This is a genomic window from Pseudomonas fluorescens group sp., assembly GCF_020093335.1.
GTDB classification, from domain to species: Bacteria; Pseudomonadota; Gammaproteobacteria; order Pseudomonadales; family Pseudomonadaceae; genus Aquipseudomonas; species Aquipseudomonas petroselini.
In genome coordinates this window covers 1-18,728 of the sequence record NZ_JAIOKW010000065.1, presented here as the reverse complement: position 1 = coordinate 18,728, position 18,728 = coordinate 1, and the positions used below count along the sequence as shown (strand labels likewise).

General features: G+C 63.9%; 21 protein-coding genes. 12 read left to right on the top strand and 9 right to left on the bottom strand.

The genetic code is table 11. The features are described from left to right. Positions 1-141: 141 nt before the first annotated feature. The gene (locus tag K7431_RS30125; RefSeq protein ID WP_012723625.1) at positions 142-1,140 is read right to left on the bottom strand and encodes an NAD(P)H-quinone oxidoreductase; all 999 of its coding nucleotides are present in this window, start codon (positions 1,138-1,140) and stop codon (positions 142-144) included. Continuing rightward, positions 1,137-2,369 carry a YbfB/YjiJ family MFS transporter gene (locus tag K7431_RS30120; RefSeq protein ID WP_012723626.1) on the bottom strand — a complete coding sequence of 411 codons (1,233 nt, stop codon included), beginning with the start codon at positions 2,367-2,369 and terminating at the stop codon, positions 1,137-1,139. The genes K7431_RS30125 and K7431_RS30120 overlap by 4 nt, the downstream gene beginning before the upstream one ends. Before the next feature lie 112 nt (positions 2,370-2,481). Here K7431_RS30120 and K7431_RS30115 point away from each other — a divergent pair, with 112 nt between their 5' ends. Beyond that, on the top strand, positions 2,482-3,357 hold the full coding sequence (locus K7431_RS30115; RefSeq protein ID WP_012723627.1) for a LysR family transcriptional regulator: 876 nt from the start codon (positions 2,482-2,484) through the stop codon (positions 3,355-3,357). A gap of 77 nt (positions 3,358-3,434) precedes the next feature. Next, on the top strand, positions 3,435-3,821 hold the full coding sequence (locus K7431_RS30110) for a DoxX family protein (protein ID WP_043205181.1): 387 nt from the start codon (positions 3,435-3,437) through the stop codon (positions 3,819-3,821). 236 nt (positions 3,822-4,057) lie between these two features. On the opposite strand, the gene K7431_RS30105 is transcribed toward K7431_RS30110, so the two are convergent. From K7431_RS30105 to K7431_RS30095, 3 genes are all read right to left on the bottom strand, one after another. Further along, complete coding sequence (locus K7431_RS30105) at positions 4,058-4,876, bottom strand: alpha/beta fold hydrolase (RefSeq protein WP_012723629.1); 819 nt, start codon at positions 4,874-4,876, stop codon at positions 4,058-4,060. A gap of 88 nt (positions 4,877-4,964) precedes the next feature. Next, complete coding sequence (locus K7431_RS30100) at positions 4,965-6,356, bottom strand: alginate export family protein (RefSeq protein WP_012723630.1); 1,392 nt, start codon at positions 6,354-6,356, stop codon at positions 4,965-4,967. Beyond that, a complete protein-coding gene (locus K7431_RS30095) occupies positions 6,353-7,249 on the bottom strand; it encodes a VOC family protein (RefSeq protein ID WP_043205182.1) in 897 nt (298 codons plus the stop codon). The genes K7431_RS30100 and K7431_RS30095 overlap by 4 nt, the downstream gene beginning before the upstream one ends. A gap of 146 nt (positions 7,250-7,395) precedes the next feature. On the opposite strand from K7431_RS30095, the gene K7431_RS30090 reads away from it, so the two are divergent. Next, entirely contained in the window at positions 7,396-8,463 is a 1,068-nt protein-coding gene (locus K7431_RS30090) for an NAD(P)-dependent alcohol dehydrogenase (protein WP_012723632.1), read from the top strand. A gap of 165 nt (positions 8,464-8,628) precedes the next feature. Here K7431_RS30090 and K7431_RS30085 read toward each other — a convergent pair whose 3' ends face one another. Further along, the gene (locus K7431_RS30085; protein WP_012723633.1) at positions 8,629-8,928 is read right to left on the bottom strand and encodes a hypothetical protein; all 300 of its coding nucleotides are present in this window, start codon (positions 8,926-8,928) and stop codon (positions 8,629-8,631) included. 202 nt (positions 8,929-9,130) lie between these two features. Between K7431_RS30085 and K7431_RS30080 the strand changes: the two genes are divergently transcribed. Genes K7431_RS30080 through K7431_RS30070 form a run of 3 tightly spaced genes read left to right on the top strand, consistent with a single transcriptional unit; the run spans position 9,131 to position 11,296 of the window. Next, a complete protein-coding gene (locus K7431_RS30080; RefSeq protein ID WP_370636195.1) occupies positions 9,131-9,790 on the top strand; it encodes a secretin and TonB N-terminal domain-containing protein in 660 nt (219 codons plus the stop codon). Then, on the top strand, positions 9,787-10,332 hold the full coding sequence (locus K7431_RS30075) for an RNA polymerase sigma factor (protein WP_012723635.1): 546 nt from the start codon (positions 9,787-9,789) through the stop codon (positions 10,330-10,332). Before K7431_RS30080 ends, K7431_RS30075 begins: the two co-directional genes overlap by 4 nt. Positions 10,333-10,369: 37 nt before the next feature. Further along, a complete protein-coding gene (locus K7431_RS30070; protein WP_012723636.1) occupies positions 10,370-11,296 on the top strand; it encodes a FecR family protein in 927 nt (308 codons plus the stop codon). Position 11,297: 1 nt separating this feature from the next. Here K7431_RS30070 and K7431_RS30065 read toward each other — a convergent pair whose 3' ends face one another. Continuing rightward, complete coding sequence (locus K7431_RS30065; protein WP_012723637.1) at positions 11,298-11,894, bottom strand: prepilin-type N-terminal cleavage/methylation domain-containing protein; 597 nt, start codon at positions 11,892-11,894, stop codon at positions 11,298-11,300. Continuing rightward, entirely contained in the window at positions 11,891-12,343 is a 453-nt protein-coding gene (gene gspH / locus K7431_RS30060) for a type II secretion system minor pseudopilin GspH (RefSeq protein WP_012723638.1), read from the bottom strand. Before gspH ends, K7431_RS30065 begins: the two co-directional genes overlap by 4 nt. Before the next feature lie 93 nt (positions 12,344-12,436). Here gspH and K7431_RS30055 point away from each other — a divergent pair, with 93 nt between their 5' ends. After that, positions 12,437-12,868: a type II secretion system protein N gene (locus K7431_RS30055; RefSeq protein ID WP_012723639.1), complete on the top strand. Its 432-nt coding sequence runs from the start codon at positions 12,437-12,439 to the stop codon at positions 12,866-12,868. Here K7431_RS30055 and gspI read toward each other — a convergent pair. Then, on the bottom strand, positions 12,855-13,220 hold the full coding sequence (gene gspI / locus K7431_RS30050) for a type II secretion system minor pseudopilin GspI (protein WP_012723640.1): 366 nt from the start codon (positions 13,218-13,220) through the stop codon (positions 12,855-12,857). The genes K7431_RS30055 and gspI overlap by 14 nt on opposite strands. A gap of 148 nt (positions 13,221-13,368) precedes the next feature. Between gspI and gspG the strand changes: the two genes are divergently transcribed. The 5 genes from gspG to gspD are packed head-to-tail and all read left to right on the top strand — an operon-like array spanning position 13,369 to position 18,568. Continuing rightward, complete coding sequence (gspG, locus tag K7431_RS30045) at positions 13,369-13,818, top strand: type II secretion system major pseudopilin GspG (RefSeq protein WP_012723641.1); 450 nt, start codon at positions 13,369-13,371, stop codon at positions 13,816-13,818. 8 nt (positions 13,819-13,826) lie between these two features. Next, positions 13,827-14,696, top strand: coding sequence for a type II secretion system minor pseudopilin GspK (gene gspK / locus K7431_RS30040; RefSeq protein WP_012723642.1), 870 nt, complete (start codon positions 13,827-13,829; stop codon positions 14,694-14,696). Further along, complete coding sequence (gspL, locus tag K7431_RS30035; RefSeq protein ID WP_012723643.1) at positions 14,693-15,754, top strand: type II secretion system protein GspL; 1,062 nt, start codon at positions 14,693-14,695, stop codon at positions 15,752-15,754. The genes gspK and gspL overlap by 4 nt, the downstream gene beginning before the upstream one ends. After that, positions 15,747-16,259, top strand: coding sequence for a type II secretion system protein GspM (gene gspM / locus K7431_RS30030; protein WP_012723644.1), 513 nt, complete (start codon positions 15,747-15,749; stop codon positions 16,257-16,259). The genes gspL and gspM overlap by 8 nt, the downstream gene beginning before the upstream one ends. Beyond that, on the top strand, positions 16,256-18,568 hold the full coding sequence (gspD, locus tag K7431_RS30025; protein WP_012723645.1) for a type II secretion system secretin GspD: 2,313 nt from the start codon (positions 16,256-16,258) through the stop codon (positions 18,566-18,568). Before gspM ends, gspD begins: the two co-directional genes overlap by 4 nt. Positions 18,569-18,728: the final 160 nt, after the last annotated feature.

The following is an 18,728-nucleotide window of genomic DNA, read 5'->3' as shown; positions in this document are numbered from 1 at the left end:
CAGCTTCTTCATGCGATACAACCGAATCAGGCTCCACAGCTACAACAACTACCTGTCGCCAATAGCAATGGAGCAGCAGGCCGCTTAATTACCGTAGTCGGTGTCCGGAAAAACTTGACCAGAACAAGCCCGCTCCCTGTATTACTCCACCCGCAACACAATCTTGCCAATATGATCCCCACCCTCCATCCGCGCATGAGCCTGGGCCGCGTCGGTGTAGGCGTACACCTTGTCAATGATCGGCAAGCAACGCCCGGCGGCCAGCACCGGCCAAATGTACTCGCGCAACTGTTCAGCGATGGCGGCTTTTTCGTCTTTGCTGCGTGCTCGCAGAAGTGACCCGGTAATCACCGCGCGTTTGGCGAGAATGCTCAGCAGGTCGACATCATTGGCCTTGCCACCGCCGAGAAAGCCCAGCATCACCAGGTGACCGTCCATGGCCAGGGCCTTGAGGTTGTTGTTGAGGTAGGAGGCGCCCATGATGTCAAGGATGACATTCACGCCCTGGTCATCGGTCTTCTGGGCGATGACCTCGGCAAAATCCTGCTCGCGGTAATTGATCGGCTCAGCGCCCAGCGTGGCAATGGCTGCGCATTTGTCGGCGCTGCCGGCGGTGGCGAAGGCCTGGATGCCGAACTCGCGGCACAGCATCAGCGCGGTGGTGCCGATACCGCTGGTGCCGCCATGGATCAGCACGCGCTGACCGGTGTGCGCATCGCCAAGGCCAAACAGGTTGGCCCAGACGGTGAAGAAGGTTTCCGGCACAGCGGCGGCTTGGATCCAGTCCATGCCCTCGGGGATCGGCAAGGCCTGGCTGGCCGGTACGCTGCAGAACTGCGCGTAGCCGCCGCCATTGGTCAGGGCGCAAACCTTGTCGCCCAACTGGTATTCGCTCACGCCATCGCCCAACGCCACCACTTCACCGGCCACCTCCAACCCTGGGATCGGGCTGAAGCCGGGTTTCATCGGGTACTTGCCGGCGCGTTGCAGGGCGTCAGGGCGGTTGACCCCGGCGGCATGCACGCGGATCAGGATCTCGCCGGGGCCTGCGACAGGCACCTCGGCGCGGCGCGGTTGCAGCACTTCAGGCCCGCCGGGGGTGGTGATTTCGATCAGAGTCATTTCTTGAGGAAGCGTCATTTCAGAGTACCTGCAGCGATGAGCGTATGGGTTGGGACCGTACCAAGCGGTCGACGGTTCAGCATAATCATGCCCAGTTCCAGGGCCAGCGCGACCACGATGGCCCCGGCGGCGATCATGAACAACAGCGCATGCTGGCCGCCGCTGCTGTTGAACAGCGCCGAGTAGGCAAACCCGGACAGCGCCTGGAACGTCGCGAAGGACACAGTAGCGCGGCTCCAGGCCACTTGCTGCTGGTGATGATTGGGCAGCAGTTCATGCACCCGCGCCAGTGCCAGCGGCACGATGCCCGGCGGGAAAGAGCCGAGGATCACCGCCAGCACCGCGAGGGCGCTGAACGAGCCGGCGAATGGCAACAACCCGACGGCAATCGCCTGCACCACCAGCACCACGCGGATACTCAAGCGTGCACCGAGTTTATCGGCGAGGAAACCGTAGGTCACCGGCCCCACAATCGCGCCCAGGCCGTACATCACCCAGATCATCGCGCCGACGTGTGCGCCGTCACCCAGGCCACGGGCCACGTAATCCACCAGGAACACCATCGCCGGCACCAGGCCCGCCGCCATGAAGGCGTACTGGGCAAACAACAGGTACACGCCGGACGGCGTCCGCGCTGAGGTGTCCGTAGGGGCCGCGGCTTCCTGCAGCGTACCGGTGGGCCAGGCGAACCAACTGGCGGCCGTCAACACCAGCGCCAACAGGCCCAGGCCAAACCAGGTCTGCTGCAACCCCAGGCTCAGCAGCGGCGGCACGAGGGTGCCGGAGCCGGCAATGCCCAGGCCGATGCCGAGGAAGATCGCGCCGCTGGCCAGGCCCCGACGCGCCGCCGGTACATGGGGCAGCACGGTCGCTGCTACCAGCACCATGATCGCGCCCCCGGCAATGCCCGAGAGCAGGCGCCAGGCAAAGAACCACACCACCGACAGCGGGAAGCCACAGGCGAAGAACGCCAAGGTCACCGCCACCATCATGGTGCGCAGGGCGGTCTTGTTGGAGGTGCGCTGGGCGATGGGCCGACCGATCAGCGCGCCGATCAGGTAACCCACCAGGTTGGCGGCACCGAGGTAGACCACGTCGCTGGCGGAAAACCACTGCGCCTGGATCAAGGTCGGGATCAACGGCGTATAGGCGAACCGCGCCAGGCCGATGCTGACCAGGCTGGCGCAGAGGCCGGCGAAGATCGGCAGCCAGACTGAGCGGCGAGGTGGAGTGGGGGTGTCGAGCATGATGGCGGTCCTGGGTATTTTTCTCTGGCGCCCAGCATATCCAGGTTTGTTGATGCAATAATGCTGCGATTAAACAGCATAGCGATGCATATATGCATCACAAGGGGCAAGTATGAATTGGGATGATGCGCGAGTGTTCCTGGCGGTCTGCCGCGAATCCACGCTGCGCGGTGCCGCAAGGGTGCTGGGCGTGGATCAGGCCACGGTGGGCCGGCGGGTCAACGCCTTGGAAAAGTCCCTGAGCGCCACCTTGTTCCTGCGCACGTCCGAGGGGTATGCGCTCACGGCGGTAGGCGAGGCAGCCTTGCTCTCGGTGGAGAAAATGGAGCGCTCGGCCCTCGACCTTGAGCGCCAGATCCAAGGCCTGGACGAGCGCTTGACCGGCACCGTGCGGGTCAGCACCACCGACTCCCTGGCCATCGATTTCCTGATCCCGGCCATTGCCTGCCTGCACGCCAAACACCCCGACGTGCGCGTGCAGTTGGACGCTTCTACGCAGATCCTCAGCCTGGCCAAGCGTGAAGCCGATATCGCCGTGCGCAACACCCGCCCCGATAACCCCGACCTGATCGCACGGCGCATCGCCCGTTGGTCGGTCGGGCTGTTTGCCTCCCAGGGCTACATCGACCGCCACGGCGTGCCCGAGCCCGGCAGCCTGTTCGACGGGCATGACTTGGTCGTCTACCAGCCCTACCTGCAAAGCCAGAAGGACATGGCCTTGGTCTCTGAACCCCTGGGGCGCGGGCGTATCGTCGCGGCCTTGAGTTCCAGCCTGCTGGTGCGCCGCTCCATCGCTGCCGGCATCGGCATCGGCGAGATCCCGGTGTACACCGGCGAGCGCGACGGGCTGGTGCGCCTGTGGCCCGAGCGCACGCGGCCCTTGCCGTATGACGTGTGGCTGGTGACCCACGCCGACCTGCGCCACACGGCACGCGTGCGCGTGGTGATCGACGAAATCGTCGCCGCCTTTGCCGGCACCGGGGGCTGAGGTCAGCACAGGCTTGCAAGCAGGCGGAGGGTTTGGTCGACACAATCGATGTTTGTGTCCACCCACCGAGAGCACGTATGAACGAATCGAAAAGTCAGGACTTGGGGCTGTTGTTTCTGCGGGTCAGCGGGGCGCTGTTCCTGCTGTGGGTACACGGTTTGCCCAAGTTATTGAATTACAGCGAACAACTGAAACTGATCGAGGACCCGTTTCACTTGGGCGCCCACGTCACGCTGCTGCTGGCAATATTCGCCGAAGTGCTGTGCCCGGTGCTGATCATTGCCGGAGCGTTGGTGCGCCTGGCGTGCCTGCCGATCCTGGCGGTGCTGTTGATCGCCATGGTGGTGGTGCACCCGGAGTGGACGTTGTTCGAAGGGCAGTTCGGCTGGCTGCTGTTGATCATTTTCACCAGCGTATTGATCGCTGGACCAGGGCGCCTGGTCTTGAGCCAGCGTTTCTCCTGAGCAAAAAAAGGCCGGGCAACTAATGCCAGTCAGTTAAGGGTGAGCACCGTACCTGTGGCGAGGGAGCTTGCTCCCGCTGGACTGCGTAGCAGTCCCAGTCTTTTGAAACAAAGAGCTGGGGCCGCTTCGCGACCCAGCGGGAGCAAGCTCCCTCGCCACAGGTACGGTGCTCACCCTTAACTGACTGGCATGACGGGCAAGCCCGGCCAAAATAAGGAGAGGGTGGTTCAGGTGTTTCAGCGGTTCAGGAACGCCAGCAGGTCTTCATTCAACTGCTGCGCGTGGGTCACGGCGAACCCGTGTGGCGCATCCTTGTAGACTTTCAATTCGGCACCCTTGATCGAGGCCGCGGCGACTTTACCGGTGGTTTCGAATGGAACGATCTGGTCGCCATCGCCGTGGATGACCAAGGTCGGCACGTCGATCTTGGCCATGTCCGGGCGGAAGTCGGTTTCAGAGAATGCAGTGACGCAATCCACGGTCGACTTCAGCGACGCCAACAAGGCGATCTGCAGGGTCTGGGTCAACACGCCTGCGGAGACGGTCTGGCCCTTGTTGATGCCGAAGAACGGCGTATTGAAGTCGGCGATGAACTGCGCGCGATCCTTCAGCAGGCCAGCCTTGATGCCATCGAACACTTCAGTCGGAACGCCCTGCGGGTAATCCGGTTTCTGGCCGAAGAGCGGCGTCACCGCACCCAGCAGCACCAGGCCGGCAACCCGTGCGCTGCCGTGGCGGGCGATGTAGCGCGCGACGTCGCCGCCGCCCATGGAGAAGCCCACCAGGGTCACGTCCTTGAGGTCCAGGTGCTCGATCAACTGCGCGATGTCGTCGGCGAAGGTGTCGTAGTCGTTACCGGTCCAGGGTTGGTCCGAGCGGCCAAAGCCACGGCGGTCGAACGCGAGGGTTCGAAAGCCACGGCTGCTCAGGTATTCCATCTGGTATTCCCACATGTCGGCATCCAGCGGCCAGCCGTGGCTGAACAGCACGGGCTTACCGCTGCCCCAGTCCTTGAAGTAGATCTGGGTACCGTCTTTGGCAACAAATGTGCTCATGGAAAACTCCTTGGTAGCGGGAAAATGGCTCAGCGTCACTATGGGTATAAAGCGTGCGCCGGGCTTGTATGGGTGTGCTTGGTTGGGGCTACCAGCTGAATTTCAGCTCGACGCCCAGGTAATTGCTGTCATCACCGCCGGCATCGCGCAGGGTTCGGCCGACCGCGTAATGCACGGCTTCGACGGCGCCGGTGAGGTTCGGCGTAAACACATAGTCGGTACGCAGCTGACCGTAGGCACCCGTCCAACGTTCACCTTGGTCGGCGGTTCCGGCGACGGGCAGGTTCGGTTGGGTGTACACCGCATCGCTGGTGGTTTGTCGCCACAGTAGGCCGATGGCGGTTTGCACGCTGAGCTTGTCGATCGGCTTGACGGTGATCGACGGCTTGACGTGAATCAAGTTGCTGTAGCCGGTGTAGCCCGCGAGGGAAAAGTAATAGCCGTTGGGGAACAGCGGGTTGAACGTGCCGACGGTGCCGTCCCCGGTTTTACGGTCGCCTGAGGCGATGTCCAGTTGCAGGCCCAAGCGCGGTGTCCAGGCCAGGCTGTCGAAGGTGTAGCCGGTGCGGCTGCCACCGGCCCAGGCGCGGATATCCTTGCTGCCCACCGAGCCGCTTTGCAGCATCGCTTCGACGTCCCAGTCAAAACCCATGGCCGCGCCGCCCAGGCGGGCGTCGAACAGGTGGCGGGTCTCGTCGCCGTCCGCGTCGAGGTAATGCGCCGCGCTGCGTTCATACACGCCGTAGTAGGCCGACAGTTCGTTCTTGCCGCCCACCAGCCGCTCCACGCGCAGCATATGGAAGCGCGCGTCACTGTTGGACTTGTCGTCGAAGTGCCGCCCGTCCTGATACTGCACCGGCTGGCTGGCAATCCCGATAAAACGCCAGTTGGACGTCTCCCAGTCGGCCCACAGCGCATCGAAGGACTGCCGCACATTCGGGCCGTCCCGCGACGAGATGAAACGCTGCAAATCGAAGGCGAAATCCTGGCGCCCGACGCGGGCCTTCAACGTGCCGCTGCTGAAGGTATTCACGTATTCGGCAAAGGCCAGGCGCAGGTCGACACGGTTCTGGTCGGCGCCGCCAATCGTGGTTTTGTCGTAGGCGCGCACGTCTTCGAGTTGGGTGAATACCCGCCAGTTTTCGTTCAGGTGCAGGTCGGCATGCACCTGGAAACGCTGGATCAGGTAGCGGTCACGCTTCACGTCGCGCACGCCGAAACCACTGGCGTCGTTCATCTCGAAGCGCTCGCGCAACGTCGCACCGAGCGACAGGTAGGTCAACGGGTCGGCACTCGACAACGGGATGTACTTCAAGGTGTCCAGCGGCTGCGTGCGCAGCGCCGGGTTCTGCAGCACCGACCAGTCTTCCTGCCAGCGGTTGGCCTTGATGGCCGGGCGTGTCGCTTGCTCATCGGCGTGGACGCTGCCGGCGAGCAGCGGCCACAGCACGGCCAGGCCCCAGCCTGTGCGGCGCGTCATTTTGCTGCGTTGAGTTGATGAATCTCCGCGACATAGCCGCCGGGGAATTCCACCAGTGCACTGCGACGGCCTTTACTCTCAAAGGCCGGCACCACCACGGTGGCGCCGGAACCGGTGGCTTTGCCCAGGGTGGCCGTCAGGTCAGCCACTTGATAGCCGGTGGTCTCGTGGCCGAACGGGTAGGGCAGTTGGCCGTTGGTGACCAGTACCGCCATGCGCCCGAACGGCGACTCGATGTCGACACGCCGATAGCTGCCATTGGCTTGACCGATGTCCACGCCCGGCGCGTGTTTGTCATCGGCCAGGACTTTGCCGTGAGAGAAGCCGAGGAACGCCTTGATAAAGCGGTCGGCACGGTCGGCGCTGAGGTACACGCGGTTTTCCGGCACGGTCTGGAACGCTGCGTAATCCGGGGTCTTGGTGTGCCAGTAGAATTGCATGTTCACACCGCCTGGCCACTGCACCACCGCGTCACGGCCGATCGGGTCGGGGAAGTCGCTGACGATCACCGCCGCGCCGTTTTCCCGCGCGGCCTTGAGGGCGACGTCCATGTCCTTGACCAGGTAACCGTTGCGCTCCTGGCCGAACGGGTGCGGGATCGGCGTGGTGAAACCAAACAGCGACACCGTGCCCGCCGGCGTCTGCAGCAATTGCGAGGTGGTGCTGCTGGGCACCGGCAGCACATTCACCACCACCTGGGCGGTGCTTTTACCGCCGAAGGTGGCCAGGAAACTCTGGGCGAAACGGTCGACATCGGCCGGCGCCACATAGACGTGGCTGGTGTCGTATTGCGGGGCCACGGCCACGCTCGGGGTTGCCGCGAAGGCATTGCCCATCATTGCGCTCGCCAGCAGCGTCAATGCCACAGATACCTTGATTGCTTTGCTACGCATGCCCACTCTCCAGCACTTCTACGCGATTGAAGCCGTGAGGTTAGGGGCACAGAGGCGAAGGAAATTGTACAGACGTGCTCGGTTGAACGGTTCAGCGTCTATGCTGGTCCACTGACTTCTACCGTCAGATCACACAGGTGAACGAAATGGCCAAGACTTACAGCTACGCCGCCCAGAACGCCAAGGATGCCCTCAAACCCTTCACCTTCGAGCGCCGCGCGCCGGGGGCGGATGACGTACAGATCGACATTCTCTATTGCGGCGTGTGCCACTCCGACCTGCACACCGCGCGCAACGAGTGGAAGAACACCCTTTACCCCTCCGTGCCGGGCCATGAAATTGTCGGCCGCGTGACGGCGGTCGGGGGCAATGTGACGACCTTCAAGGTCGGCGACCTGGCCGGTGTCGGCTGCATGGTCGACAGCTGCCAGCACTGCGCGTCGTGCGCCGAAGGCGAGGAGCAATACTGCGAGAGCGGCTTTACCGGCACCTACAACGGTCCGGTTTTCGGGGGTGAAAACACCTTTGGCGGCTACTCGGACAGCATCGTGGTCAAGGAGAAGTTCGTGCTGCGCATCTCCCACGACGATTCCAACCTGGCCGCTGTCGCGCCGTTGCTGTGCGCGGGCATCACCACCTACTCGCCGCTGCATCACTGGAAGGTCGGCCCCGGCAAGAAGGTCGGTGTGGTGGGCCTCGGTGGGCTGGGGCATATGGCGGTGAAGATCGCCCACGCCATGGGCGCGCACGTCACGTTGTTCACCACCTCGCCGAACAAGCGCGAAGACGGCCTGCGCCTGGGCGCCGACCAAGTGGTGGTGTCGAAGAACCCGGACGAAATGGCCAAGGTCGCCAACAGCCTGGACTTCATCCTCAACACCGTCGCCGCGCCGCACGACCTCGACGCCTTTCTCAACCTGCTCAAGCGCGACGGCACCATGACCCTGGTCGGCGCCCCCGACAGCCCGCACCCGTCGCCGACCGTGTTCAACCTGATCTTCAAGCGCCGCAGCCTGGCCGGTTCGCTGATCGGTGGGATCCAGGAGACCCAGGACATGCTGGACTTCTGCGCCAAGCACGGGATTGTCTCCGACATCGAGATGATCGATATCCAGGGCATCAACGAGGCCTATGAGCGCATGCTCAAGGGCGATGTGAAGTATCGGTTCGTGATCGACATGGACAGCTTGAAAAAGGAAAGCCACGCGGCTTGAAACGCACGCTATAAACCCCTGTAGAACCCCGTGGGAGGGGGCTTGCTCCCGATAGCGGTGTTCCGGTCAGAACGTCTGTGACTGACCCACCGCCATCGGGAGCAAGCCCCCTCCCACAATTTTATGGGCGCACTGCAGACCGAGAGAGGCTATCTGCCTGACGGCTTAGGGCCGCTGCGGTTTCACCGACGTACCGAAGGTGTTGCCCATACGCACACTGGTCGCCGCCGGAGTGGCTAAACCCACTTTATTGGGCAGGCGCTTTTCGACGGCGATGTGCTGCGCCTCGCGGTTTTTTTGCGTCGCTGTTGTCGCATTCGTTTCACTGCCCATCTGTTGGCTGAGGCAGCCATAGTCAGGCGCCTTGTAGCCATCCACCGTGACCTCTGCGCAAGTGTCGGCATGGGCGATCAAGGGCAGGGCAGTGCACAGCAACAGGCTGGCAAGGGACGCTAACACTTTCATCGGAGCCTCCTGGCGGGCCCGCAGGAGTGGGCCAGTAAGGCTTGAGAGTCTAGTGCAGCTGGCTGCTCGTCACCGTGATGTTTTTTTTGCTATCACCGTAACATCAGGTTCATAAACTGGCCTCAGGATGACGGTTTTCTAGGGCGCGTCGGCCGTGCAGCGATGCAGAGCAGGGGGTGGACAGGGGGGCTGGCGGCGCGCCGTGTGCGCCCTGGTCTTGCTGTTGCTGCTGCTCGGTGGTCGCGCCGCGCAGGCCGAGGCTCCGCTGCTGTCGTTGAACCTTGCGGCGCAAGACCTGGAACACGCACTGCAAGCGTATAGCCGCGCCACCGGGATGGCCGTGCTGGTGGACCGCGAGTTGACGCGGGGCCGGCGCTCCATCGCGGTGCGCGGGCGCTTTACGGCGCAAGAAGCACTGGCAATGTTGCTGACAGGGAGTGGCCTGATGGCACGTTATGCACGCAGCGATGCATTTACCTTGCAACTGCCCGATGTCAGCCCGCCACCCCCGACTCAGGGGACGGCGGCACGGCATACAGCGCGGATCAACACCAGCTATGCGACGGCATTGCAGCACGCCATCGAGACCAGCCTGTGCCGTTCGCCGCTGACCCGGCCCGGCGGTTTTCGTGCGCTGGTGCAAGTATGGGTCAACCCGGACGGGGTGATTGCACACAGCCGGTTGGTCAGCTCCACCGGCGACGAACAACGCGATGAAGCACTGGTACGCAGCCTGGCAACAACACGGGTCGAACGCCCCGCACCCAGCTCACTGCGCCAACCCGTGACTTTACTTTTGATGCCTGACACCACAGGAACGCGCATGGAATGCACAGTAGCGAAAGGAGCCTCGGGCGGATGAAAAACTCCGGGCACAGCACCATGGTCAGCTTGTTCCTGGCCTCCTACGAAGACTTCAAGGTGCGTTTGCGCAAGCGCCTGGGCTCGGAGGACCTGGCCAACGACGTGCTGCACGAAACCTACCTGCGGGTCGACCGCATGGAGGTGCCGCCAAACCTGCAACAGCCCAATGCCTACCTGTACCGCATGGCCTTGAACATCGCCGCCGACCGCCGCCAGGCCGACGCGCGCTTGCTCACCGGCAGCGAGGTCGAAGAATTGTTGCAAAGCGCCGACGAAGCCCAGGACCCCTCGCGTGTGGTAGGCGGCCAGAAAGAAATCCAATCCCTGGTCAAAGCCCTTTACGAGTTGCCGGCACGCCGCCGCAAAATCCTGATCGCCGCCCGCCTGGAAGAGGCGCCGCACCTGGAAATTTCCCAGCGTTTCGGCATCTCCACGCGCATGGTCGAGAAAGAAATCAAGGCCGCCTTGGACCATTGTGCCAAGCGCCTGGAAAGAAAAGTGATTCAGCGGTTCGGTCCCGGTGCCGGAAAACCGTCTTAGTGTCGAGTCCCTGATAAAACCGTGAGTACGTGCGCGCTTGAATATTTTTAGCTTCTCCACCGCCCGGCAGTCCGCCGCCAGCCCCCTGCACGATGAAGCCCGCGACTGGCTGGTCCTGCTGACCTCTGGCCGCGCCACCGTGGCCGATGCCAAGGCCCTCAAGGCGTGGTGCGCGCAGAGCCCCGCGCATGCCCAAGCATTCGAACAGGCCAAGACGCTGTGGCAGCAAGTGGCACCGGCGCTCGATCACGTGTCGCAACCGCGCAGCTTTGGCCGGCGTGCCTTCCTTGGCGGTGCGCTCGCCGCTTCGGCGGCCGTGGTGATGGTGCGCGTCGGCGTACCGGGCGGTTTTGCCGGGCTCACGGCTGACTATCGCACCGCCGTCGGCGAGCAGCGCCAAGTGGTGTTGAGCGAGGGGGTTAGCCTGGAACTCAATACCCAGACCCGCATCAGCCGGGTCGGGCAGGGCATTGAATTGCTCGAAGGTGAAGTCGAGGTGTTCGCCCACGTTGCCCAACCGCTCAAGGTCCAGGCCGGCGAGGGCTGGGTGAGTGCGGCGCAGGCGCGGTTCAATGTGCGCAACACCGACCATAACGTGTGTATCACCTGTATCCAGGGTTCGCTCTCGGTGGATATCGCCGGGCGCAGCGTGCGCCTGGACCAAGGCCGACAATTGACCTACGGCGCCGCCGGAATCAGCGACGTGACAAGCGTGGACACCCAGGCGGTGCTGGCCTGGCGCGAACAGGTGCTGGTGTTCAACAACGCCACGCTGGCGACGGTGGTGGATGAGATCAACCGGTATCGGCCGGGGATGCTGGTGTTGCTGAATAAACAACTGGGCCAGCGCCGGGTGCAGGCGCGGTTCAGTTTGCAGCAGCTGGCGGGCGTGGCGTTGTTGATCCGGGATGCCTATGGGGCCAAGTGCACGGAGTTGCCGGGTGGGGTGGTGTTGTTGAGCTGACTCACTTCAACGGCCCCACCACCTGCCTATACGTTTCCACCCCCTGCGGCGTCTGCCGTACCAGGCTGATTTCCAATCCCAACGGATCCTCGCGCCGATTCCCGCTTAACTGCCTCCAGCCCTTATCCGGCTCCCACACTCGCACCTGCACGTCACTCACGCCGGTCAACACCACCAGCCCATCCTTCGCCGCCGGCAACGGGTAGCGGTCACGTGTCGGCGCGGCGGCCCGATACAGGGCGTCGCCCTTGAGCCACCAGCGCACCCGTTGCAGGCCATCGCCTGCCACCGGGGCGCTGCGGATCACGTCGAGACGGAAGCCTTTGCTGTCGGAACTGCGCACCGTGATTGCGGCCAAGCCTGTGTCTTGCGGCGCGTCTGGGGCTGTCAGTTCAACACTGGCCCGCAGGCTGATATCCCGCTGCATCTGGTTCAACGCTCTCAGCAACACCTCGGTTTGCTCGGTACTCGCCTGCAAGTGCTGATCCGCACGGGTGACGCTGTCCAGCCCGCGCCAGGCGATCAGGCTGACCACCGCCATGAGCATGATCGCCACCATCACTTCGATCAGGGTGAAGCCGTGCTGGGATCGGTTCATGGCTGGCTCACCACGCGCATCAAGCCGGCGGCGTCGCGTTGCAGGCTGAGGCTGTGTTGCCCGTCGGACAGCACCACGCGCAGCGGTGGGTTGATCCATTCGGCATTAAGCACCAGGGTTTGCCGGGGTTCGATGTTGATTTGCATCGGTGTGCTTTCCCATAGGCGCGGGCGCAGTTGGCTGTCGCCCTGGAAGGATTCCACGCTCGCGCCATCATCGCTGCGGCGGTTGAAGCGAAAGCCCTTGGCGTCGGCGCGCCAGGTGATGGGGCGGCCGTCGGCGTGGGCTTCGGCTTGGGCGACTTGCAGCAGTTGGCTCAGGCGTTCGGCGTCCTTGCGCAGCAGGTGCAGCGGGTCGGGTTTGATCGTGAGGCTGATGGCGGCGCTGGCGATGCCGATGATCACCAGCACCACCATCAGCTCGATCAGGGTGAAGCCTTGCTGTTTCATCGCGTACTTCCTGGAACACTGGGGAGTGTGTGAAATAAAAGCGTGCGAATTGACCTGTAGGCTGGTGCGACGGACAAACAGGAGGTCCTCCCCATGACATTTGCCCCTCGTATCACCCTGGCCCACGGCGTGCAGGCGCTGGGCGTATTGGCCGCCTTGGCGGGCGTGGCGGTATGGACGCCGCTGCTGCTCACCCGCGCCGAATCCCACACCCCGCAAGCCACGCCCCAGGCGTTGGCGGCGCGCAGCGATAACCCGGCGCTGCAATGGTTTTCGAATGCGCCGACGGCGCTCCAGGTCAAAGTCACAGGCGTGCTCGCAGGTGCCCGTGGTGCGGTGGCGATCCTCAGTCTGAATGACGGCCCGCCGCGCAGCTTTCTGTTGGGTGAGCGGCTCAGCCCCGGCGTGCGGCTGACGGCCATCGAAGGCGACGGTGTGGAGATCGAACGCGGTGGCGAGAAGCTGCGCGTCAACCTCGACAAGTTGCCGCAGGGGCCCGCATTGCCGCTGCTCACTCGGCCATGACCTGGGTGTCCAGGCGCGCCAGGGGCGGCGCTTCGCGGCTGGCGTCGAGCACCTGCAGGTTGACCTGAAACAGGCGGCCATCGGCGTTGATGGTCTGCTCGCAACGCAGCTTCAAGCGGCCTTGGTCACACACGAAGGTGCGCTTGCCGCTGCGCAAGTGTCCCTCCAGGCGCAGTTCCGCCAGGCGACTCTGCGCCGCCAGCAACGCGATCGACTTGTCCCGCAGCAAGCCGTTGCTCTGGGTCATCAGCCCGGCCACGCGCACCGCGGCGGCCATGGCCACGGCGATAATCGCCAGCGCCACCAGCACTTCGATCAGGGTAAAACCTTGCGCGTTGCGACGGCCGTACATGGCGCTCTCAAAGCCGGGAAACAGGCCCGCAGACTAGCGCCGGCAGTTGACCGATTGGCGACCGAAACTCCCGAGGATTTTCAATACGACTGACATGTGTTCTTGCAACACTGCGCCACGAATTGCACTCAAGCCAAGGAATGTCGAGATGGATATCGCGCGCCCAACATCCCCATTGCCGGGCCCTCGCGGCCAGCGTGGCTTCACGCTGATCGAGATCATGGTGGTGGTGGTCATCCTCGGGATCCTGGCCGCCATGGTGGTGCCCAAGGTCCTCGACCGTCCGGACCAGGCGCGGGCCACGGCGGCCAAGCAGGACATCGGCGGGCTGATGCAGGCGTTGAAACTCTATCGCCTGGACCACGGCACCTATCCGAGCATGAACCAGGGCTTGAAAGTTCTGGTGGAGCGCCCGGCGGATGCGAAGAACAGTAATTGGCGCGCCTACCTGGAACGCTTGCCCAACGACCCCTGGGGCCACCCTTATCACTACCTCAACCCGGGCGCCAACGGTGAGGTCGATGTGTTCTCCCTCGGTGCCGACGGCCAACCGGATGGCGATGGCGTCAATGCCGATATCGGCTCCTGGCAGTTGTAAGGCCCGTCATGAAAGGGTATTCGCCCCCAGCGGCGAAGCAGCGCGGCATGGCGATTATCAGCGCCTTGCTGATCGCGGCGGTGGTGGCGGTTCTGGCCGGCGCCATGCTCACACGCCAGACCGTGTTCACCCGCAGCCTGGAGGCCGAGCAACTGCGCATCCAGGGCCAGTGGCTGTTGCAAGGCGGCCTGGAACGCAGCCGGCAGATGCTCTGGGACGCGCGCCAAAAGGAGGTGCTGACGCGCCTTGATCAATCCTGGGCCCGTGCCCAAGGCGGCGCGTTCGAGGGGCGGATTGAGGACGAGCAAGGCAAGTTCAACCTGCGCAATTTGGTCAATCGCCAGCAGGTGGACAGCGAGCAGTTGCAGAGTTTCGAGCGGCTGTGCCAGTTGATCGGCGTCGACCCGGCGGTGAGTCGCCGCGTCAGCCAGCGAGTGATCGCCTCTTATCTCCCCCCGGTCAAATACCCGATGCTGCGCAGCCTGGATGACTTGAGTGGCCTCGAAGGCCTAGACCCCCTCGTGTTGCAGCGCATGCAGGCGTACATCAGCGTGTTGCCTGGGCCTACTTGGGTCAACGGCAACACTGCCAGCGCCGAAGTGCTCAGCGCGGTGGTGCCGCAGCTCAGCCTGTCCCAGGCCCATGGGCTGGTGGCTGAGCGTGACAGCGGGCAGTGGTTTATCAACCGTGGAGACTTCGTCAACCGCTTGCATTTACCCCAGGTGGTGATGGATTCGGTGCAGGTCGGCATTACCAGTGAGTGGTTTCGCCTGCAGGGCCAGGCCCGGCGTGAGCAGCGCCGGGTCACGATCGACGCGTTGCTGCATCGGCCCGAAGACCGTCAGCCACGAGTGATCTGGTCGCGGGTGGGCGTATGAAACGCTTGCGCATCGGCTTGCCGCCGCTGGATCAATTGACCGCTGAAAGCCAGGTCAGGTTTGCCTGGCTGGAGCGTGGCGTGGTCGTTGAAGAGGGCTATGAACACCTCGCGCAGCTGGGTAAGTCCCGCCAGGCAGTGGACTGCTTCCTGCACCCCCAGGACAGTCTGCTGACCCGCCTGGATCTGCCGCCATTACCGGCGGCGAAAACCGCTGCCGCCGTGGCCTGTGCCGCGCAGGCGCTGATACTCGGCCCGGTGGACCAGATGCAGGTGGCCCACGGCCCGCGTGACAGCGATGGGGGCGTGCAGGTGGCCTGGGTGCCCAAGGCCGGGTTGACGCGGCTGGCGCAACTGCCACTCAAGCTGCGCGGCCTGTACCCGGCGCCCTATGCCTTGCCGGTGGGCGCGGCGGCGTTGGACGAAGGCTATCTGTTGACGCGTGACAGCCTGCAACAAGGCGCGGTGCACCCGTTGGGGTTGCAGGCGCTGGATGTGCCGCTGGTGGAGGCCACGCAGCGTTGGGGCGGGCCGGTGCCGGCTTGGGGATTGCACGGTCGCCTCAACCAACCCTCGACCGGCGGATGGGGCAGGGCGCTGGCCTGTGTGGCGCTGGCCACGGCCATCTGGACCGTTGGCCTCAACCTCTACGCGGCCCGCCAGGTGGAGGAAGGCCAGCGACTCAAGGCATCGATGAGCCAGCAGGTGCGCCAGGCCTTTCCCGAATTGCCGGTGGTGCTCAACCCGTTGCAACAGGCGCGTCAACAATTGGCCGCCCGCCAGACCGGCGCGGCGGCCGACCCAGGGCAACGCTTCGCCAGCCTGGTGCAACTGGCGGGTAATAACCTGCCCTTCATGGTGGGCAGCGTCGACAACCTGAGCTTTGAGCAGGGGCGCCTGCACGTTGAATTACTCGCCGACAGTCGCAACCCAAAGGCCGAAGGTGAATGGCAGGCAGCGTTGGCCCAGGCCGGTTTTACCGCCAGCCGCGATGAGCATGGCTGGACCCTTGCCCCGGCGCAGGCCGCAGAACAACCCGCAGGGGCCGGTGATGAATAAAGTCCAGCGACTGCGCAGCCAGGCCCAGGTGTTCTGGAACGGCCTGGCCCTGCGCGAAAAGCGCCTGCTCGGTGGGGCCGGCCTGGTCCTGGCGAGCCTGCTGACCTGGCTCGTACTGGTGCAGCCCGCGCTGAAGAAGATCGATTACTGGCAGGCCGAAACCCCCAAGCTGCGCGCCCAGGCCGAAGCCTTGCAAGTGCTGTTGCAGGATGTCGCCGCGCCCAGGCCGGGCGACGACACCGCACTGCGCCAAGCCCTGGATGGCGCCGGTCTGCAAGGCCATTACCAATTGCAGGCACTGGAATCCGGCGGTTGGCGCCTGACCTTCGACAACGCCCCGGCGGATGCGGTGGTGGGCTGGCTGTTGGGCAATGCCCGTTCGTTTTCCCTGGAGGTGTCTGAGGCGCGTTTGCAGCGCGCCCTCGATACCGTCGATAACTCGGCCGGCACTGTGTCCGGGACCGTTCGCATGGATCAGGCGCTTGGCGCTAAGGAAGCTTCATGAAGTGGTCAGTCCCCTCTTTTCGTAGGGTCGCGCCTTTGCTGGTGCTGGCGTTGAGTGCGTGCAGCAACCCGTCAACCACGCCGTTGCTGGTGGACAGCGAACTCGGTCAACCGTTGGCGAACACCCAGCGCAGCGGCGAGAACGTGTTGGACCGCCAGCGCGACCTCGCATCCAAGCCGCCCGTACAGCACCGCGTGACCAACAGCGCCCGTGGCCACGCCCCGGCGGCCGTGAAGGCGCGCAACCCGCTGGGTGACCAGCCGGTGCAGCTCAATTTTGTCGATGCGGACATCCAGGCGGTGGTCCGCGCACTGTCCCGCGCCACCGGCCAGCAGTTCCTGGTGGACCCGCGTGTAAAGGGCAACCTCACCCTGGTCAGCGAAGGCCAGGTGCCGGCGCACCAGGCCTACGACATGCTGTTGGCGGCGCTGCGCATGCAGGGCTTCAGCGTGGTCGATGTGGGCGGTGTCGCCCAGGTCGTGCCCGAAGCCGATGCCAAGTTGCTCGGCGGGCCGATCTACAGCGCCGGTAGCAGCGGCATGCAGACCCGCACCTTTCGCCTGCAATATGAAAACGCGGTGAACCTGATCCCGGTGCTGCGCCCCATCGTGTCGCCGAACAACCCGATCAATGCCTACCCCGGCAACAACAGCATCGTCATCACCGACTACGCGGAAAACCTTGCGCGGGTGGCGCAGATCATCAGCGGCATCGACACCCCCAGCGCCATCGACACCGACGTGGTGATGGTCCAGAACGGCATCGCCGTGGACATCGCCGCCATGGTCTCGGAGCTGCTGGAAACCCAGGGTGCCGACCAGACCCAAAAGATCAACGTGATCGGCGACCCACGCTCCAACTCGATCATCATCCGTTCCGGCAGCCCGGAACGCACGGAACTGGCGCGCAACCTGATCTACAAGCTCGACAACGCGCAGAGCAACCCCAGCAATATGCACGTGGTGTACCTGCGCAACGCCCAGGCGAGCAAGTTGGCCCAGTCGCTGCGCGGATTGCTCACCGGGGAAAGCGATTCCGGCGTCAGCGACGACGCGCGTGGCAAGCTCAGCGCCATGGGCGGTAATGGCAAGAACACCCAAGGCACCAGCAATGCGCAAAACAGCAGCGGCACGCCGACTGGCAGTGGTGTGCAGTCGGGGTATGGGCAAACCACCGGTTCGACTCCCAGCACCAGCGGCACCTCCACTGAGAACCAGGACACCGCGTTCAGCGCCGGCGGCGTGACCATCCAGGCGGACGCCACCACCAACACCCTGCTGATTTCCGCGCCGGACCCGCTGTACCGCAACCTGCGCGAAGTGATCGACATGCTCGACCAACGCCGCGCCCAGGTGGTGATCGAAAGCCTGATCGTGGAAGTCGGCGAAGACGATGCCACCGAATTCGGCGTGCAATGGCAGGCCGGCAACCTCGCCGGCAAGGGCGGTTTTGGCGGGGTCAACCTGGGCGGTAGCGGCGTGAACAGCACGCCGACCAGCAAGACCAGCATCGACGTGTTGCCCAAGGGCCTGAACGTGGGGCTGGTCAACGGCACGGTGGATATTCCCGGTATCGGCAAGGTACTCGACCTCAAAGTCTTGGCCCGGGCGCTGAAGAGCAAGGGCGGCACCAACGTGCTGTCGACGCCGAACCTGCTGACCCTGGACAACGAAGCGGCGAGCATTTTCGTCGGCCAGACCATTCCGTTTGTCACCGGCAGCTATGTGACCGGTGGCGGGGGGACCAGCAACAACCCGTTCCAGACGGTGCAGCGTGAAGAAGTGGGGCTCAAGCTGAATGTGCGGCCGCAGATTTCCGAAGGGGGCACGGTGAAGCTGGATATCTACCAGGAGGTCAGCACCGTGGATACACGGGCGTCGGTGGACGCGGGCACGGTGACCAACAAGCGGGCGATCGATACCAGTATTTTGTTGGATGACGGGCAGATCATGGTGCTCGGCGGGTTGCTGCAGGATGGGTATAGCCAGAGTAATGATGCGGTGCCGTGGTTGTCGGATATTCCGGGGTTGGGGGCGTTGTTTCGTAATGAGAAGCGCAGTGTGAACAAGACCAACCTGATGGTGTTTTTGCGGCCGTATATTATTCGGGACAGTGGGGCGGGGCGCAGTATTACCTTGAACCGGTATGAGTTTATGCGCAGGGCGCAGGGGGGGCTGCAGCCGGAACATAGTTGGGCGATGCCGGATGTGCAGGCGCCGCAGTTGCCTTCGGTGGAGAAGGCGATTCCGGGTGCGCCGCGGGCGGTGATCAGGGCGGTGCCGGTTTCTGGGGGGCGCAGCGGTGATTGAGTACATATCCGTTGCTGCGGTAATGGCCACCTATGGTTCCGCTCTTACAGCGGGTCACTTTTGGAAGGACCCAAAAGTAACCAAAAGGTCCTCGCCCCACCACTCGGCACCTCGCCTGGGCTCGGTGTGCCCTCACTCCGGCTTTGGAGCGTGGGCCGCC

Coding starts and splice junctions, on each gene's coding strand:
- K7431_RS30095 (WP_043205182.1), bottom strand. CDS start 7,249: ATGCGTAGCAAAGCAATCAAGGTATCTGTGGCATTGACGCTGCTGGCG.
- gspI (WP_012723640.1), bottom strand. CDS start 13,220: ATGTACGGCCGTCGCAACGCGCAAGGTTTTACCCTGATCGAAGTGCTG.
- gspK (WP_012723642.1), top strand. CDS start 13,827: ATGAAAGGGTATTCGCCCCCAGCGGCGAAGCAGCGCGGCATGGCGATT.
- K7431_RS30110 (WP_043205181.1), top strand. CDS start 3,435: ATGAACGAATCGAAAAGTCAGGACTTGGGGCTGTTGTTTCTGCGGGTC.
- gspD (WP_012723645.1), top strand. CDS start 16,256: ATGAAGTGGTCAGTCCCCTCTTTTCGTAGGGTCGCGCCTTTGCTGGTG.
- K7431_RS30075 (WP_012723635.1), top strand. CDS start 9,787: ATGAAAAACTCCGGGCACAGCACCATGGTCAGCTTGTTCCTGGCCTCC.
- gspG (WP_012723641.1), top strand. CDS start 13,369: ATGGATATCGCGCGCCCAACATCCCCATTGCCGGGCCCTCGCGGCCAG.
- K7431_RS30085 (WP_012723633.1), bottom strand. CDS start 8,928: ATGAAAGTGTTAGCGTCCCTTGCCAGCCTGTTGCTGTGCACTGCCCTG.
- gspH (WP_012723638.1), bottom strand. CDS start 12,343: ATGAAACAGCAAGGCTTCACCCTGATCGAGCTGATGGTGGTGCTGGTG.
- gspL (WP_012723643.1), top strand. CDS start 14,693: ATGAAACGCTTGCGCATCGGCTTGCCGCCGCTGGATCAATTGACCGCT.
- K7431_RS30055 (WP_012723639.1), top strand. CDS start 12,437: ATGACATTTGCCCCTCGTATCACCCTGGCCCACGGCGTGCAGGCGCTG.
- gspM (WP_012723644.1), top strand. CDS start 15,747: ATGAATAAAGTCCAGCGACTGCGCAGCCAGGCCCAGGTGTTCTGGAAC.
- K7431_RS30120 (WP_012723626.1), bottom strand. CDS start 2,369: ATGCTCGACACCCCCACTCCACCTCGCCGCTCAGTCTGGCTGCCGATC.
- K7431_RS30065 (WP_012723637.1), bottom strand. CDS start 11,894: ATGAACCGATCCCAGCACGGCTTCACCCTGATCGAAGTGATGGTGGCG.
- K7431_RS30115 (WP_012723627.1), top strand. CDS start 2,482: ATGAATTGGGATGATGCGCGAGTGTTCCTGGCGGTCTGCCGCGAATCC.
- K7431_RS30105 (WP_012723629.1), bottom strand. CDS start 4,876: ATGAGCACATTTGTTGCCAAAGACGGTACCCAGATCTACTTCAAGGAC.
- K7431_RS30100 (WP_012723630.1), bottom strand. CDS start 6,356: ATGACGCGCCGCACAGGCTGGGGCCTGGCCGTGCTGTGGCCGCTGCTC.
- K7431_RS30125 (WP_012723625.1), bottom strand. CDS start 1,140: ATGACGCTTCCTCAAGAAATGACTCTGATCGAAATCACCACCCCCGGC.
- K7431_RS30090 (WP_012723632.1), top strand. CDS start 7,396: ATGGCCAAGACTTACAGCTACGCCGCCCAGAACGCCAAGGATGCCCTC.